The 17,821-nt window shown below is 38.4% G+C and carries 14 protein-coding genes; 1 reads left to right on the forward strand and 13 read right to left on the reverse strand.

Annotated features, from left to right (window positions below; translation table 11 throughout):
* Positions 1-92: 92 nt before the first annotated feature.
* The 5 genes from dnaK to truB all read right to left on the reverse strand — a co-directional run bounded on the left by dnaK (position 93) and on the right by truB (position 5,767).
* Entirely contained in the window at positions 93-1,925 is a 1,833-nt protein-coding gene (gene dnaK, locus ACEN4I_RS00080; protein ID WP_407101903.1) for a molecular chaperone DnaK, read from the reverse strand.
* Positions 1,926-1,998: 73 nt separating this feature from the next.
* Positions 1,999-2,568 (reverse strand): nucleotide exchange factor GrpE, encoded by a 570-nt coding sequence (gene grpE, locus ACEN4I_RS00085; RefSeq protein WP_407096751.1) that lies wholly within the window; start codon positions 2,566-2,568, stop codon positions 1,999-2,001.
* Positions 2,569-2,585: 17 nt separating this feature from the next.
* Positions 2,586-3,626, reverse strand: coding sequence for a heat-inducible transcriptional repressor HrcA (gene hrcA / locus ACEN4I_RS00090; RefSeq protein WP_407096750.1), 1,041 nt, complete (start codon positions 3,624-3,626; stop codon positions 2,586-2,588).
* A gap of 249 nt (positions 3,627-3,875) precedes the next feature.
* Positions 3,876-4,832 carry a riboflavin biosynthesis protein RibF gene (gene ribF, locus ACEN4I_RS00095; RefSeq protein WP_407096749.1) on the reverse strand — a complete coding sequence of 319 codons (957 nt, stop codon included), beginning with the start codon at positions 4,830-4,832 and terminating at the stop codon, positions 3,876-3,878.
* A gap of 17 nt (positions 4,833-4,849) precedes the next feature.
* Positions 4,850-5,767: a tRNA pseudouridine(55) synthase TruB gene (truB, locus tag ACEN4I_RS00100; RefSeq protein ID WP_407101901.1), complete on the reverse strand. Its 918-nt coding sequence runs from the start codon at positions 5,765-5,767 to the stop codon at positions 4,850-4,852.
* 196 nt (positions 5,768-5,963) lie between these two features.
* Between truB and ACEN4I_RS00105 the strand changes: the two genes are divergently transcribed.
* Positions 5,964-6,800, forward strand: a complete 837-nt coding sequence (locus ACEN4I_RS00105) for a DegV family protein (protein ID WP_407101899.1) — start codon at positions 5,964-5,966, stop codon at positions 6,798-6,800.
* Between the two features lie 126 nt (positions 6,801-6,926).
* On the opposite strand, the gene ACEN4I_RS00110 is transcribed toward ACEN4I_RS00105, so the two are convergent.
* The 8 genes from ACEN4I_RS00110 to ACEN4I_RS00145 form a co-directional block, all read right to left on the reverse strand.
* Positions 6,927-7,490, reverse strand: coding sequence for a DUF421 domain-containing protein (locus tag ACEN4I_RS00110; protein ID WP_407101897.1), 564 nt, complete (start codon positions 7,488-7,490; stop codon positions 6,927-6,929).
* Between the two features lie 478 nt (positions 7,491-7,968).
* Positions 7,969-8,316 (reverse strand): 30S ribosome-binding factor RbfA, encoded by a 348-nt coding sequence (rbfA, locus tag ACEN4I_RS00115; protein ID WP_407097587.1) that lies wholly within the window; start codon positions 8,314-8,316, stop codon positions 7,969-7,971.
* A 148-nt stretch (positions 8,317-8,464) separates the two neighbouring features.
* On the reverse strand, positions 8,465-10,855 hold the full coding sequence (gene infB, locus ACEN4I_RS00120; RefSeq protein WP_407101895.1) for a translation initiation factor IF-2: 2,391 nt from the start codon (positions 10,853-10,855) through the stop codon (positions 8,465-8,467).
* 14 nt (positions 10,856-10,869) lie between these two features.
* Entirely contained in the window at positions 10,870-11,175 is a 306-nt protein-coding gene (locus ACEN4I_RS00125) for a YlxQ-related RNA-binding protein (protein ID WP_407097585.1), read from the reverse strand.
* Entirely contained in the window at positions 11,172-11,456 is a 285-nt protein-coding gene (gene rnpM, locus ACEN4I_RS00130) for an RNase P modulator RnpM (RefSeq protein ID WP_204210962.1), read from the reverse strand. The genes ACEN4I_RS00125 and rnpM overlap by 4 nt, the downstream gene beginning before the upstream one ends.
* Before the next feature lie 13 nt (positions 11,457-11,469).
* On the reverse strand, positions 11,470-12,732 hold the full coding sequence (gene nusA, locus ACEN4I_RS00135; protein ID WP_407101893.1) for a transcription termination factor NusA: 1,263 nt from the start codon (positions 12,730-12,732) through the stop codon (positions 11,470-11,472).
* 30 nt (positions 12,733-12,762) lie between these two features.
* Positions 12,763-13,236: a ribosome maturation factor RimP gene (gene rimP / locus ACEN4I_RS00140; RefSeq protein ID WP_407097583.1), complete on the reverse strand. Its 474-nt coding sequence runs from the start codon at positions 13,234-13,236 to the stop codon at positions 12,763-12,765.
* Between the two features lie 167 nt (positions 13,237-13,403).
* Positions 13,404-17,741: a PolC-type DNA polymerase III gene (locus tag ACEN4I_RS00145; protein ID WP_407101891.1), complete on the reverse strand. Its 4,338-nt coding sequence runs from the start codon at positions 17,739-17,741 to the stop codon at positions 13,404-13,406.
* Positions 17,742-17,821 lie beyond the last annotated feature (80 nt).

Below are 17,821 nucleotides of genomic sequence, written 5' to 3' on the forward strand. Positions count from 1 at the left end.
AGTGATAAACCTGCTTTAAGAGCATATCATGATTGAAGAGAAAAAGCCAAAAGCAGTTTGCCCTGGCTTCTTCTCCATTTCAATCAAGGTGCTTATTTGTCGTCATCTACTTCTTCAAAATCTGCATCTACAACATTGTCATCATTTGATGCTTCAGTTGCTTCGCCTTCTGGGTTGGCAGCTTGTTGAGCAGCAGCAGCTTGTTCGTATAATTTAACGGTTAAAGCCTGAACGATTTCATTCAAAGCATCACGTTTCGTTTTCATCTCTTCAAGATTGTCAGCTTCAACAGCAGCTTTCAACTCGTCACGAGCATCTTCAGCTTTTTTCACTTCATCTGCATCAACTTTTCCTTCAAGATCACCTAATGTTTTGTCAACTTGGAACAATAATTGATCGATTTCGTTGCGCAATTCTACTTCTTCTTTACGAGTTTTATCTGCTTCAGCATTTGCTTCAGCGTCTTTTACCATACGTTCGATTTCTTCGTCTGTTAAACCTGAAGAAGATTTGATTGTAATGGTTTGTTCTTTGTTTGTACCTAAGTCTTTAGCACTTACGTTAACAATACCGTTTTTGTCGATATCAAATTTAACTTCGATTTGAGGAACACCACGTGGTGCAGCTGGAATATCAGTTAATTGGAAACGGCCTAAAGTTTTGTTGTCTGCAGCCATTGGACGTTCACCTTGCAATACATGTACATCAACAGCTGGTTGGTTGTCAGCAGCAGTTGAGAATACTTGCGCTTTGCTTGTTGGGATCGTTGTATTGCGATCGATCAATTTAGTGAACACGCCGCCCATTGTTTCGATACCTAATGATAATGGCGTAACATCTAATAATACGATGTCTTTAACATCACCAGAGATAACTCCACCTTGGATAGCAGCACCCATTGCTACTACTTCATCCGGGTTAACAGACTTGTTTGGTTCTTTACCAGATTCAGCACGTACAGCTTCGACAACAGCTGGGATACGAGTAGATCCACCAACTAAGATGACTTCATCGATATCTGATTTGCTTAATCCAGCATCTTTAAGAGCTTGTTGTACAGGTTTTTTAGTACGTTCTACAAGGTCATAAGTCAATTCGTCGAATTTAGCACGAGTCAAGTTCATTTCTAAGTGCAATGGACCAGCTTCTCCAGCAGTGATAAATGGCAAGCTGATTTGAGTTGAAGTAACACCTGATAAATCTTTTTTAGCTTTTTCAGCAGCATCTTTCAAACGTTGTACAGCCATTTTGTCTTTTGATAAGTCAATGCCGTTTTCTTTTTTAAATTCAGCTACTAAGTGAGCAATGATTTTATCATCAAAATCATCTCCACCTAATTCATTATCTCCAGAAGTAGACAATACATCGAAGACACCGTCACCTAATTCAAGGATAGATACGTCAAATGTACCACCACCAAGGTCAAATACTAATACTTTTTCTTCTTTGTCTGTTTTATCCAAACCGTAAGCTAATGCAGCTGCAGTTGGTTCGTTAACGATACGTTCTACTTCTAAACCAGCGATTTTACCAGCATCTTTAGTAGCTTGACGTTGTGCATCGTTAAAGTAAGCTGGTACAGTAACAACAGCTTTAGTAACTGCTTCGCCTAAATAAGATTCAGCGTATCCTTTGATGTATTGTAGAATATTTGCTGAGATTTCTTGAGGAGTGAATTTTTTACCATCTACTTCTACAGAGTAATCTTCACCCATGTGACGTTTGATAGATGCGATCGTATTTGGGTTGGTAATTGCTTGACGTTTAGCAACTTCCCCTACTTGGATTTCTCCATTTTTAAAGGCTACAACTGAAGGAGTCGTACGATTTCCTTCTGGGTTAGGAATGATTTTTGCTTCTCCACCTTCTAATACTGCTACAGCAGAGTTTGTTGTACCTAAATCAATACCGATAATTTTTGCCATCTGTAATCCCTCATTCTTTAATTTTTTTAGTTTTTTAATCTATCTTCAAAAGCTTCCATTAATTTTGCGGCTTTTATTGAGCCACTACAACCATTGCTGGACGTAAAACACGTTCGTGTAAAGTATACCCTTTTTGATGAACAGTCACAACAGTACCAGCTTCTTGCCCTTCTTCAACGGCAACTGTTTGAACAGCTTGGTGATAATTCGGATCAAAGGCTTCATTCAATGGATCAACTACTTGAACGCCTTCACTTTCGAGAGCCGTTTTGAAACTAGCGTAAACCATTTCGATCCCTTTTTTAAAAGTTTCGTTTTCTTCAGAAGTTTCAATCGACAATGCACGTTCAAGGTTGTCCAATACATTGATCAATTCTTTCGCTAAAGATTGAGAACGGTATTTAGCATCCGTTTCTTTTTCTTTGCGATTTCTCTTTTGGATATTAGCCAATTCAGCTTGTAAACGAAGATAAGCATCTTCTTTTTCTTGCAAGGCTGTTTTTAATTCCGCTAATTCGTCTGTTGTATCCTCTGTATTGACTTCTTCCATAGATTCCTCTGATGTTGTTTCAGCATCTAACTCTTCATTCATTGAAGGGTCTACTGATTCATTTTCTTCTAAATGCGAATCTTTATCTTCCACAATACATAACTCCTTTTTTAGTAGTCATCCATAGAATGGTAATGATCCACTATTTTTTTTGATAATTCATTTCTAAAAACATCCATGAGCCCAATCATTTTGGAATAGGGCATGTTAGTCGGGCCTAATATAGCAATTGTCCCGGTACCTAATTCTTCTACATCATACGTTGCAGAAATCAAACTGAAGTTTTCTAGGATATCAATATTCAACTCATTGCCTATGCGAACTTGAATCTCGTCATTTTGATGACCAAGCAATGATGTCAGGTCATGATTTCCATCCATAAACGAATAAAGAGATTTGAATTGATTGACATTCAGGTTTTCCGAATAATCGAGTATATTCATCCTTCCGCCAATGTGGATGCGTTCTCTTGCGGTTTTTATGAACAGTTCATTGATCAATTCCATCATACCTTCAGCAGTATGCATATATTTATGGATCAATAGCGGCACATCATCTTGCAGTTTTTTAAATACTTCTACTAGAGAACGGCCGACTAATTGGTCATTAAATAAAGAAACGATTTTTTCTAAATTATTCAAATCAAACCCCTTTGGCACTGTGAAAATTTGGTCTTCCACATGACCCTTGTCGGTGACCAGTATGGCCATCACTTTTCGTTCATTCAATGGAACTAAACGGAACCCTGTCAACTTGCTTTCTTTGATTTCAGGCCCTAAGGAGATAGCTGTGTAACTAGTCAAATTAGATAATACTTCAGCTGATTTAACCACAATCTCGTCTAACTGAAAGAATGGATTATCGAAAGCTCTCTGTATTGTTTCCACTTCATCATGATTTACTTTTGCTGGTCTCAATAAATAATCGACGTAAAAACGATACCCTTTTTTAGAAGGAACTCTTCCCGATGAAGAATGCGTTTTTTGAAGAAAACCCATTTCTTCTAAACGAACCATTTCATTACGGATCGTTGCGGAACTCGCTACGATGTCAGTTTCTTCAAGCAGCGTTTTAGACCCTATCGGATGACCGTACTGCGTAAATAAAATCACGATAGCTCTGAGGATTGAAATTTGTCTTTCCGTTAACATATGCCTCACCTCTTTTTTTAGCACTTCAATTAAATGAGTGCTAACACAATTAATAATTTATCAAATAATAGCACTCTTGTCAATGGTTGCACCTAAAATTTCTGACTATTTTTGACTTTCTTATTGGTAAATCACCGAAAAAGAACCAGCCCTATGGGAATATTTTTTCAACTCTCAGTAAAACAAACTCAACTCCCAATATCCAGAACATGCGCTGCTGGTCATCGAGAGTTGATCTTAGTGACTTTTTTAATTTTTCGTTGTGTCCAACTGTTTAAAATAGTTTCGTACATCTATTTCATCTTGTGCTAACTGAGCGATTAAGGCTTCAACAGATGGGAATTTTTTTTCTTCCCGAATGTATTCATGCCATTCAACAGAAACTTTTTCCCCGTAGATGGCACTATTGAAATCAAATATATTGACTTCTACAGACAATTGGCGATTGGCTTCAAAGGTAATGTTGTATCCAATAGAAGCCATCCCTTCATGCCACGTCTTGCCGATTTTGATTCGAACAGCATATACACCTACTTTAGGCAGCCCTATACCAGAATCAGTATCAATATTAGCTGTAGGATAACCTAGTAATCTGCCCCGAGCATCTCCATGGATAACGATACCAGGTGTTTGGTAAATATAGCCCAGCATGTCATTCGCTTCTGCTATATCTCCGTCTACCAACGCTTTCCGGATTCGGGTAGAACTGATTTTTTCTCCATCTCCTGTTACCTTGCCTACCTCAACGACATCGAATTTTCCCTTAGCGTATCCAGGCAAGTGCTCCATAGAAGCGATCTCCTTTTTCCCGTAAGTGTAATCAAATCCAGCCACTACAGTGACTGCATGTAAGCCGATAATGTATTGGTCTACAAAATCTTGAGGCGTTAGAGCAGCGAAAGAGGAGGTGAAATCGACTTCATATAAATAATCCACGCCCAGTTCAGCCATAAATTCTTCTTTTCTTTCTGTAGTAGATAAATACGTGATCGCTTCTGGATTTATTTTTTTAAATACAATAGAAGGGTGTTGATTAAACGTCATCAATGCTAATTCAACATTTTTTTCTTCGGCCATTTTCTTAGCTCTTGAAATAACGGTTCGATGTCCTTTATGGACACCATCAAAAAAACCAAGTGCGAGGACTACTGGTTTAGTTGGAATTGTTTCTTTTTGATAAGGATGGTGAATTTTAATAATCTCCATTTTTAGGACTCCTTCATTTAAGCTGATGTTCGCAATACTTTGATGGGTTTCAATAAATCCGGTTTCGTAGGGTGTTCACCGTAAATACTGCGGGCTCTTCCTTGATACATCAATACGACTGGAAAAGAAACTTCTTTTGAAAAAGTTTCAATAGGCAGTACAGCACCATTTTTTACTTTTTCCCACAATTCTTCTGTCATTTCTTTTGTATCCATATCGCCAAGGGCATACTCTAATGGATACAAACGATCTTCTATCATTTCTTCTTGCATCAATTCAGCCACTTGATCTAACGTTAAGCAGTCTTTGACTGAAAACGTACCACTTTTCACACGTGTCAAATCAGACATATGCGCCGGGTAGCCTAACTTTTCTCCTAAGTCTACCGCTAACGTACGCACATAAGTCCCTTTTCCGCAGTCCACTTCAAATGTCCAAGAAACGGTTTGTTGCTCATTGTTCATTACAGGTTCAGAAGTTCGAACAAATCGATGAATAGCGACTTCTCTTTTTGGGCGTTCTACTTCTTCACCAGCTCTAGCGTATTCATATAATTTACGCCCATTGACTTTAATCGCAGAATACATTGGAGGGATTTGAATAATATTCCCCGTCATGTCTTGCATCATTTGATCAATAGCGTCATTTGACGGCACTTCTGTTACCGGAAGTGAGTCGACTACCTCACCACTCTTATCTTCTGTCGTCGTGCTAAATCCAATGGTGATTTCTCCCACATAAGCTTTTCCGGTTTCCATCATATATTCTACTACTTTAGTTGCTCTGCCGATACAAATCGGCAAGACTCCATCAACATCTGGATCTAATGTGCCCGTATGTCCTATTTTTTTTGTTTTAAGTATTTTTCTTAATTTAAAAACGCAATCATGACTTGTCATGCCACGCTCTTTCCATAATGGCAAAATGCCTTCCATTATCAATCCCTACTTTCTCTATTAGCCTTTACTAGTATAACATAATTCTTTCCATGACTTAACTATTCCTAACAGCATTTTGATGGATTACATATGCTGATATTCGGTCTTTGCTCCTCTTTTGAGAAATCTTTTGATATAATCAATATAGTACTTGATAGTACTTGGATTAACGTTTTTACAGGAGGAGTTAGATATGACACAGATTAAAATCATGACGGATTCAACAGTCCAATTGTCTCAAGAAGAACAAGAAAAGTATGGGATCACGGTTATCCCCTTATCAGCGATGATTCAAAATACTCAGTATTATGACAACCAAACAATCAGTAAAGCTGAATTTTTACAAAAAATGACTGATAGTCCAACTTTGCCTAAGACTTCTCAACCAGCTGTCGGCCAATTCCTCGAGTTGTACAATCAGCTCGGTGCTGATGGAAGTGAAATACTATCGATCCATGTAGCGGATTATTTAAGTGGAACCTACTCAGCAGCAGTTCAAGCAAGCAGTATGACCAGATCAACTGTAACGGTAAGAAACAGCGGTTCTGTCGATCGAGCAATGGCTTATCAAGTATTGACAGCTGCAGAAATGGCGCAAAACAACGCCAGTATGGAAGAGATTTTGACAGCGTTGGATAAATTAAAAGAAACTATTGCTTTCTATGTAGGAATTGTAGATTTGGAAAACTTGATCAAAGGTGGACGTATAGGAAAAGTACTGGGTCATTTTTCAACTCTGCTGAATGTGAAATTGATGTTGGAAGTAACTGATGAAAGTTTAGTTCCTGTAACCAAAGGGCGAGGGTTAAAAGCTTTGAAGAAAAAATTCAACGAAATTGTCCAAACGATGAAAGACCGCGGCGATATACAACACATCGGAATCACGCACGTTGGACTAACTGACTTTACAGAAGAATTGATCTCGGAACTAAAAGCAGCATTTCCCAAGGCTGCCTATCATATCGCTTACGCCAGTCCTATTCTGATGACTCATGCCGGCAAAGACGCTTTTGCTATTTCCTATATGTAATGGGCTTAACCCCTAAAGCAGTGTGTACCATAACAAATAAAAAGCAGTTTTTGAAAGCTGGAATATACTCAAAAGACAAAAATAAAAGCTGAGAAAGAGAGTTCTTTCTCAGCTTTTTTGTACAGTCTATAAATACTTCGTGATCTCATCTTCAAATCCAGAAGTCACATTTTGAATAACGGATAGATTTCCATTTGCCTCTAATAAAACGGCATAGATTTGATCAGAAGTAGTTCCTGCTTCTCTTCGGATAGCAGATAAGATTTCTTCTTTATTAACACGCCCTTTTTGCATATTCTCTGTTATATATTCCCCTTTGAGAAAGACGATTTTCGGAACAGGATTGGTTTTTGGGTACAGTTTTTTCCATTTAACCAAGATTTTCGATAATCCATATTGCATAAAAAGCAAGACGATAATAGCCGAAACTCCGTTGATCAAATTGATTTCCTCTAAAAGCACTGTAGAAGAAATAATAGAACCAATCGTAAATGTGGCGATCATATCATATACACTAAAGCTGGATACACTTCTGCTGCCGAATAACTTTAACGAAATAACCAAAACAAAATAAATCATAACCGTCGTCAATATTATTCTGCCTGTTGCTCCCCATCCATTGAACAATAATTTCGGGAGATTTAAAAATTCCTCAATCTTTGTAAAAATATTCGATAACCATGTTAACATGCTTATCACTTCTCCTTTCTATTAACCCTTTTTAGTGTAACAAAAAAAGTTGAGCGACTGAAATGAGAATGGTTGGTTCTACAACATTTGACGTTACGAGGAAATTTCTTTACCAACATTAAAAGGTTCTACAATATTTAACGTTGGTAAGTAGAAAATACATTTCTTTTTAATGCTAAACCTTTTAGAAACGCATTTCTAGAAATTTCAGGAGGAGTATGGGGCTGCTTATAGCCATGAAAAAGGATGCAATGGGAATTACTAAGCGTTAGGCTTTAGCCGTTACGCTTAGTTTGACGCTTGTAAGCCTTGAGACATGGTTTTTGGCACCAAGGCGGTCCCATGGCTTTCCATAAGCAAACCCATAGGCCGGAGGAAATTTCTTTGCCAACGTTAGAAGTTGAAGAGCCAATTAAAAGATGAAGAAGAACTAAAAAAGCAGGAAAAGAGAACTTAGATTCTCTTTTCCTGCTTTCAGCTAGTCTTTATTTAAATCTCTTAATAATTCATCGATGCGGTTTCCATAAGCCACTGACTCATCTCTTTCAAACATCAATTCTGGTGTTTTGTAGATAGATAAGCGTTGGCCCAATTCTTTACGAATCAAACCAGTGGCTTTATCTAAACCAGCTTGAGCGTCTTGAACGTCTTTTTCTTTGTCAGATAAAGTACTGTAAAAAACAGTTGCTTGTTGTAAATCACCTGTTACGCGTACATCCGTAATGTTGATTCCTTGAACTCTGGGATCACGTATTCGTTTACGTATAATGTCGTTGACTTCTCTTTGAATTTCTTGAGCAACTCTTCCTACTCTATAGTTCGCCATTGTATCTCCCTACTTTCTACTTAAAAAGGTGGAGCAGACTAGACTCTTTGTAATGTCATTGAATCTTTTTGTTGGGAAAACCCTCCTGTGAAAAGAAACAAGTGAACTCTACAACTCTACGGAAGTCTATGCAGTCTGCATTACTCTCTTATTTAGGTTGAATTTGGACCATTTCATATGCTTCAACAATATCGTCAACTTTGATATCGTTGTAGTCTTTAATCATTAAACCACATTCGAAACCTTTTTTCACTTCTTTTGCATCATCCTTGAAGCGTTTCAAGCTGGTCAACTCGCCTTCGTAAATAACAATATTGTCACGAACCAAACGAACACCACTGTTGCGTGAAATGTGTCCATCAGTGACAAATGCTCCCGCAATGGTTCCAACTTTAGAAACAACAAACGTTTCTCGAATGACTGCTTGTCCTGTTACTTTTTCTTCGTATTCTGGATCTAGCAAACCTTTCATTGCAGTTTCAATTTCATCAATTGCGTTGTAGATAATACGGTGAAGACGAATATCCACTTTTTCTTGATCTGCTTGAACTTTTGCTTGCGGAGTGGGACGAACGTTAAATCCAATGATAATGGCATTACTTGCAGCAGCTAATGTAATGTCGCTTTCATTAATTGCCCCAACGCCAGTGTGGATGATCTTAACGCGTACACCTTCTACTTCGATTTTTTGTAAACTTGCTGCTAAAGCTTCAGTTGAACCTTGTACGTCCGCTTTGATAATAACGTTAACTTCTTTTAATTCGCCCTCTTGTAGACTAGAGAACAAGTTATCAATGGTAACACGGTTGGTTACTGCACGTTGTTCTACTTGAAGTTGTTTCTCACGAGTTTCTCCAACAGAACGAGCTGTTTTTTCATCTTCGAACACTACAAATTGGTCCCCAGCTAAAGGTGCATTGTTTAAACCAGTGATTTCAACTGGAGCTGACGGACCTGCAGTTTTCAAACGACGACCTAATTCGTTGACCATTACGCGGACACGACCATAAGTTGAACCTACGACAATAGGATCCCCTACTTTTAACGTACCTTCTTTGATCAATAGTGTAGCAATAGGACCTTTGGCTTTATCTAAACGAGCTTCAATAACAGAGCCAATAGCTAAACGTTTAGGGTCAGCTTTTAATTCTTGAACTTCAGAAACCAGTAAAATCATTTCCAATAATTCTTCGATATTTTGACCAAACTTAGCAGAGATGCTGACAAAGATGGTGTCTCCACCCCAAGCTTCAGGAATCAAACCATACTCAGTTAATTCTTGCATTACGCGGTCTGGGTTAGCTGTCGGTTTATCAACTTTGTTCACGGCAACAATAATGGGAACATCAGCTGCTTTAGCATGATTGATCGCTTCTACTGTTTGTGGCATAACTCCATCATCAGCTGCTACAACGATGATAACGATATCGGTAACATCTGCACCACGTGCACGCATAGTTGTAAATGCCGCATGTCCTGGTGTATCTAAGAAAGTGATTTTTTTGCCATTCTTAGTGATTTGATAAGCTCCGATGTGCTGAGTGATTCCGCCAGCTTCGCCTTCACTTACGCTCGTATTTCTCAGAGTATCCAATAAAGTTGTTTTACCGTGGTCTACGTGACCCATGATCGTTACAACTGGTGGGCGCTCTTGTAAATGTTCTTCATTGACTTCTTGATCAAAGTAAACATCTAAATCAGAAATATCCACTTCCACTTTTTCTTCTGCTTCAATACCGTATTCTGCTGCTAATAACTCAATGGCTTCTTTGCTTAAGCTTTGGTTTTGAGTAGCTACGACACCTAGCAAGAAAAGTTTTTTGATAATTTCAGCTGGTTCGCGGTAAATTTTCTTAGAAATTTCAGCCACATTCATCCCATCTGTATACACCAATACTTCTGGTAACTCTCTTTCTTTTCTTGGTACTGGTGGTGCTACTGGATGGCTTTCGCCTTTTCTGCCTTTTTTCTTCCGTTTGTTGTAACCACCGTGTGTTCCCATGCTTCCACGGTTACGGTATGGTTTATTCGTGCTCTTTTTCTTATCCATAGAAGGACTTGCGCTTTGAGTTCCTGCACTTGCAGTAGTTCTTGGTTTAGAAGCAGCTGCTTTCTTTGGAGTAGAGCTTTTTTTTGCGGCTGAATCTTTCTTAGGTCCGCGGTTATCGTTTTTAGGCTTTTCAGCAGCTGTACGTGGAACTACTTTCTTAGTAGAAGCAGTTTTGCTGGTTGATGCCTTATTTCCGTTAGTTTGTTGCTTTTGGTTCTTATTTGGTTTGTTTTGTTGATTATCTATAGTATGATCTCCCTTATTTTGCTGCTGCTTCGTATGTGAACCAGCATTATTCTCTTTTATTTGGGTTGCTTGTTCATTTTTCTTATTTGAAGCAAAAGCATTATTCAGCTTTGTAACTTGCGCATCATCCATTGATGACATATGCGTATGATACTCAATACCTAGTTTTCCAGCTGCATCAATAACATCTTTGCTTGAAATATTTTTTTCTTTTGCGTACTCATAGACACGTTTCTTAGCCATGCAATCACCCTCCATTAAATTGATAATAATTCTCGGATTTTTTTCGCAAAGCCAGCATCTGTCAAACAGACTATTGTTCGTTCCTTTCCTATAGCTTGACTTAATTCAGCTTTGGAATACTGAATAGTGTAAGGAATTTCATAGTATTGGCATTTATCCGAAATTTTCTTGCGTGTGTTCTCACTTGCATCGTTTGCAATGATCACCACTTTGGCTTTTTCTGAACGAACTTGTTTGATCGTCAGATCTTCTCCAGAAACTAATTTACCAGCTCGAGTGGCTAAGCCCAGCAAATTCAATGCTTTTTGTTCATTGGTCATAAACTCATCCGTGCTTTCTGATGCGTCACATAATCCAGCAATGACTGGTAAAAGTCATCTTCTATTTTAGCTCCAAAAACACGCTCTAAAACATGCTTGTCCCAAGCAGATTGGACAATTTCAGGTTCAATAGAGACATATGCTCCACGACCTGGTAATTTACCGCTTGGATCGATTGCGATTTCGCCTTCTTTATTTCTAACAATTCGAATCATTTCTTTTTTAGGCTTCATTTCATTTGAAACGACGCATTTTCGCAGGGGGACTTTTCTTTTTGTCATGGAAATCACCTCACTAATCTTCAGTAACGTCTTGCTCTTGATTATCTTGGTCTTCCAATAAGTCGTTATCGATCATTTCTTCAGCAACATCATCGCTTTCCAAACTTTCAATAACTTCTGGATCTTCAGTTAAAGGTGCTACGATTTCTTCTGCCTCTACAACAGCTTCTACCGGCATATCTTCAGCAGCATCGATCAAGTCTTCCGTTGTCACTAAACCAACTTCTTCTGCCTCTTGCATAGCTTCCATATCAGATTCTGACTTGATATCGATTTTAAATCCTGTCAATTTAGCAGCTAAACGAGCATTTTGTCCACGTTTACCAATTGCCAATGACAATTGATAGTCCGGCACAACTACTAAACAGCTGTTTGTTGCTTCATCAAAGATCACATCGATAACTTTTGCTGGATTTAACGCATTTGCAATATAAGTTGCTGGATTTTCGCTCCATTCAACAATATCCATGTTTTCGCCTTTTAGTTCATTTACAATCGCTTGAACACGTTGTCCTTTAGGACCCACACACGTTCCCACTGGATCAATTTGTTCGTCTCTTGAGACAACAGCTACTTTCGCACGATCTCCGGCTTCACGAGCAATAGATACGATCTCTACAACACCATCATAAATTTCAGGAACTTCTTGTTCAAATAAACGTTTTAATAAATCTGGGTGGCTGCGGCTAACAAAAATTTGAGGTCCTTTTGAAGTGTTTTCAACCTTTGTTACATATACTTTAATGCGGTCATGAGGTTTGTAGACTTCATTTGGTATTTGCTCTTGTTTTGATAACACCGCTTCGATTTTACCAAGATTTACATAAATGTAACGATTATCTTGGCGTTCAACGATTCCTTGCATAATATCATTTTCATAAGCAATAAATTCATTGTAGATAATGCTTCTTTCTGCTTCACGGATACGTTGCATGATGACTTGCTTCGCAGTTTGTGCAGCGATACGTCCAAAATTTTTAGGGGTTACTTCAAAACGAATTTTGTCGCCGATCTCATAAGCAGGATTGATCTTGATTGATTCTTCAAGACTCACTTCTAAACGAGAATCGTACACTGTGTCCACTACATCTTTTACAGCATAAACACTAATGTTTCCCTTTTTTTGATTAAATTCAACTTCAACATTTTGTGCTTGTCCATAATTTCTTTTGTACGCAGAAACTAATGCAGCTTCCAAAGCATCAATCACTAATTCTTTGGAAATCCCTTTTTCAGTTTCTAAGTCATCAAGAGCATTTAGTAATTCTTTGCTCATCTTTTTCTCTCCTATTCAATTGTAGTCTATTTAGAACTGTATTGCCAATCTAGCTTTTGCTATTTTTGAACGATTCAATTCTATCTCTTTTGTGCGTGTTTTAATCCGAACAGTCAACGTTAGGCTGTCTTCTGTCAACTCTTTCAAAGTTCCTTCATACACTTTTTCACCGTCGATCGGTTCATATAGTGAAACATGGATAAATTTTCCTACTGCATTTTGAAAATCTTTTTCCGTTTTGATTGGTCTTTCTGCTCCTGGAGAAGAAACCTCTAGGAAATATGCATGCGGAAAAGGATCCGGCGTGATTTGGTCTAAACGTTCGCTGACTTTTTCACTAACTAATGCGCAGTCTTCTAAACTAACCCCTTGCGGCTGGTCAATATATACACGCAAAAACCAATTCTTACCTTCTTTTATATATTCAATATCTACCAATTCGTACTCTAAGTCTTGTATCATGGGTTGTACAAGCTCCGTAACAGTCGTTACAATATTACTCAATACTTTTCGCCTCCTATCATTAGACGTATATAATCGCTTAAAAAGAGTGAGCGTCGCCGCTCACTCTAACAGAATATCTAAACACACTTGAAATAGTACCACAAAATCAAGCAAGACGCAAACAAACAGCACCTTTCATGCTCCAAGGAGTTTAAATAATTGACTGATTACATCATATCAAATAAAGACAATTGATTTTCGTCAGGCAATCCTTTTAAAACACCATTTTCATTCATGTATTCAATGACCGTTTTTGAAACTTTCCCTCTTTTCGATAAATCTTCCTTAGATAAAAAGGGTTTTTCCTCTCGTGCCACAACGATTTGTTGCGCTACGTTCGCACCTAAACTGGGTACAGCTCTGAAGGGAGCAATCAGTGTATTTCCATCGATCACAAAATCTTTGGCATCTGATTTGTCTAAATCAACCATTTTGAAATCAAAACCACGTTCGACCATTTCATTTGCCAACTCTAAAACAGTTAGTAAACTTTTATCTTTAGCGGAAGCATCTAAACCTTTATCGGTGATTTCCTTAATTTTTATTTTGATGGCTTCTTTCCCCTGTGACATTGCGACTAAATCAAAGTCGTTTGCTCTCACAGAGAAATAAGCTGCATAATACAAGATCGGAAAATGAACTTTGTAATATGCTACCCGTAAAGCCATCAGTACATAAGCTGCAGCATGGGCTTTAGGAAACATATACTTGATCTTCAAACAAGACTCAATGTACCATTCCGCAATCCCTTCATCACGCATCGTTTGTTGCCAATCATCTGGGATTCCTTTTCCTTTACGCACGTGCTCCATAATTTGGAACGATAAACCTGCTTCCAATCCATTATGAATGAGGTAAACCATAATATCATCACGACATCCAATAACTTCAGATAAGGGAATATTGTGGTTTCGAATCAATTCTTCCGCATTTCCCAACCAAACGTCTGTCCCATGAGAAAGACCAGAGATCTGCAGCAATTCAGCAAATGTATTAGGTCTTGTCTCTTCCAACATCCCCCGAACAAATCGAGTTCCAAATTCTGGAATGCCAAGCGTTCCGGTCTTAGAAAGAATTTGATCTGGTAAAACCCCTAAAACATCTGTTCCTTGGAATATTTTCATCACTTCTGGATCATCAGTTGGAATGGTTTTTGGATCTATTCCAGACAGATCTTGCAGCATACGAATCACTGTCGGATCATCATGTCCCAGAATATCAAGTTTCAAGACATTATCATGAATCGAGTGGAAATCAAAATGCGTCGTACGCCATTCTGAATCTTGATCATCTGCTGGGAACTGCACTGGAGTAAAATCATACACATCCATATAATCCGGAATAACGATGATCCCCCCTGGGTGCTGACCAGTTGTTTTCTTGACCCCGGAAGAGCCTTTTGCTAAACGATCGATCTCAGCCGCACGAAGGTTCTGGTTGGTGTCTCTTTCATACCCTTTTACATAACCATACGCGGTACGATCGGCCACCGTACTGATTGTTCCAGCACGGAAAACATACTCTTCCCCAAACAATACTTTGGTATAATCATGAGCTTTTGCTTGATAATCACCTGAAAAGTTCAAATCGATATCGGGAACTTTGTCTCCGTTAAACCCTAAAAAAGTTTCAAAGGGAATGTCATGTCCGTCTTTATGCAATCGAACTCCGCAATTTGGGCACATTTTTTCAGGTAAATCAAACCCGGATCCTACTGAACCATCTTCGAAGAACTCAGAATACTTGCAATCTGGACAACGGTAATGTGGAGGCATCGGATTTACTTCTGTGATTCCCGTCATCGTAGCTACAAAACTGGATCCTACTGAACCCCGAGATCCCACTAGATAACCTTCAGAGACACTTTTGTGGACCAATTTTTGGGAGATCAAGTAGATCACTGAGAAACCATTTCCAATAATACTTGTCAATTCTTTTTCTAATCGTTTCTCGATTATTTCAGGCAGCGGATCACCATATAAACGGTGCGCTTCATCATAACTCAGTTTTCGAATCTCTTCTTCTGAACCTGGTATTTTTGGTGTGTATAAGTCCGTTTTTACAGGAGTGATATCACCGTCCACTAGATCGGCAATTTTATTAGTATTGGTCACGACTATTTCATGTGCTTTCTCTTTACCGATAAACGCAAAAGCATCCAACATTTCTGTCGTTGTTCTAAAGTGAACTTGCGGCAATTCAGCTCTATTTAATTCCGATGCTCCTCCTAAAGAATGGACCAAGATTTTACGGTATACAGCATCTTCGGGATTTAAATAGTGAGCATTTCCTGTAGCAGTGACCGGCTTGTTCAGCTCTTCTCCTATTTGGAGTAAATTCCGGATAATTTCTTCTAAATCTTTTTCATTGCGCACTAATTCTCGTTCAATCAATGGAGCATAGACTTCTTTAGGCATAATTTCGATGTAATCATAAAAACGGGCTTTCTTTTTAGCTTCATCGTATCCTTTTTGCATCATCGCTTCGAAAACTTCTCCATTGCTGCAAGCAGAACCGATAATCAATCCTTCTCGATATTTTGTCAATTCTGAACGCGGAATTCTTGGCGTACGGAAAAAGTATTGTACGTTAGATAAGGTAACCAGTTTAAACAGATTCTTAAGACCTTCTTGGGTCGTCGCAAGTATCGTAGCGTGGAATGGACGTGCTCTTTTATAAGCATCTCCTTCACCAATTTTACTATTCAATTGATTATGATTGACGATCTGATGTTCTTCTTCGGCTTCTTTTAAGAACATCCAGCATAAATGAGCGGTTGTTTCAGAATCATAAATAGCTCGGTGATGCTGTTCTAAAGCCACACCATACTTTTTAGCCAAAGTATTCAATCGATGGCTTTTAAATTGCGGGTGTAAAAAGCGCGACAATTCCAAGGTATCAATAACCGGATTTGCAGCCTCTGGGAGGTGATGACGAGTGTATCCTGTATTCAAGAAACCCATATCAAAACTAGCATTGTGTGCTACCAGAACGGACCCTTCCGCAAAATCACTGAATAATTTCAACACTTCTTCTTCCGTTTTTGATCCTCGAACCATGTCATCCGTGATTCCAGTTAAATTGATTGTTGTTTGAGATAACCGATGACCCGGATCAATGAATTGTTCAAAAGTCTCCGTAATGTTTCCTTTGTACATTTTAACGGCAGATAATTCAATAATTTTATCGTACACAGCAGATAGTCCAGTGGTCTCTACGTCAAATACCACGTAAGTCGCTTCAGCTAAGTTTGCATCAGCAGGATTGTAGGCAATATCCACGCCATCATCTACCACATTGGCTTCAATTCCATATAAGATCTTCACACCATGTTTCTGACCAGCATTATATGCATCCGGGAAACCTTGTGCTCCTGAATGGTCTGTCAGTGCAATCGCCTTATGTCCCCATTTTGCAGCTTGTTCTACATAATCAGCTATATTATTCGTAGCGTCCATCGTACTCATATTGCTGTGCACATGCAATTCTACCCGCTTATCGCCTTCAGGAGCCTTGTCTTTACGACTTTCATGGCTAACTTGGGCTAAATCTTGGGCATTCATGACCAAATCTCTCATGTACGTATCTTCTTGAATACCACCGCGAGCTTTGAACCACATTCCTTTTTTGATGGCTGCAAAAGCCGCTTCATCTTCAGGTGTATTTGAAAATTTCTTGATGGAAAATGATGAAGTATAGTCTGTCATTTTAATGGTCAATAATTGTCTGCCGGAACGCAATTCACGAATCTCTGTATCAAATACATACCCTTCAATAGTCACGCGTCTTTCTTCTTCAAGAATCTCACTCATTTGCTTCACTTCTTCAGAGTCAGCAATTTTTCTTCCTAATACGATGGGACCTGTTATAGGCTGCAGCTCTTTGTTTGCTTGTCTTTCTTTCTCAGCTTTTTGAATGTTTTCAGCAGCTCGTTGAGCTAATAAATCATCAGCTTCTTCTTTTTTAGCTTTAAATTCATGTATTTTTTGTTCATAAGCTTCTTGGTCAACCATAGGTTCAATTTTAAAATTCGGAAAACCCATTTGTTGATAAGCTTCTTCTACTGGAGGTAAGTACATATTTTTCAAATGCCCTTTGACAATGTCGTTTTCAACTAAAAAGTGCACTTTACGTTCCTGAATAATTGGAAACTGATCTCTAAAGGGCTGATCACAAATGGGCGAAGAAACTTTACTTTTCTTCACAGCAGTAGACCAGTAGTTTTCCAATTTTTCTATGGTCAACTTAGGTTTTGTTGTTTGAATCGTTACCTCAATTGCTGCAATGGAAGTAAACGCCAGTTGCATTGACTCTAGTAAATTTTGATAAACCTCAAACGGCAAAATATCTTCGAATTGAAAATCAAACTGCCATATTTTTGATGCTTTATGAACCGTAACTTTTTGAATTCTGCCATTTGCAAAATATGGACGGTACTCGACTTTGTGGTGCAACCCAATTTGTTCTAACAATTGGTGAAACAAATTTTCTTGATCTAAACTCATTAGTCCATCCCTTCCTCTATATCATGCCTGCAAGATAGTCGACAATAGAAAAATGATAGAATGCAAGCAACATCAATAAA

Origin of the sequence: Desemzia sp. FAM 23990 (assembly GCF_045528485.1) — a bacterium.
Classification (GTDB): domain Bacteria; phylum Bacillota; class Bacilli; order Lactobacillales; family Carnobacteriaceae; genus Desemzia.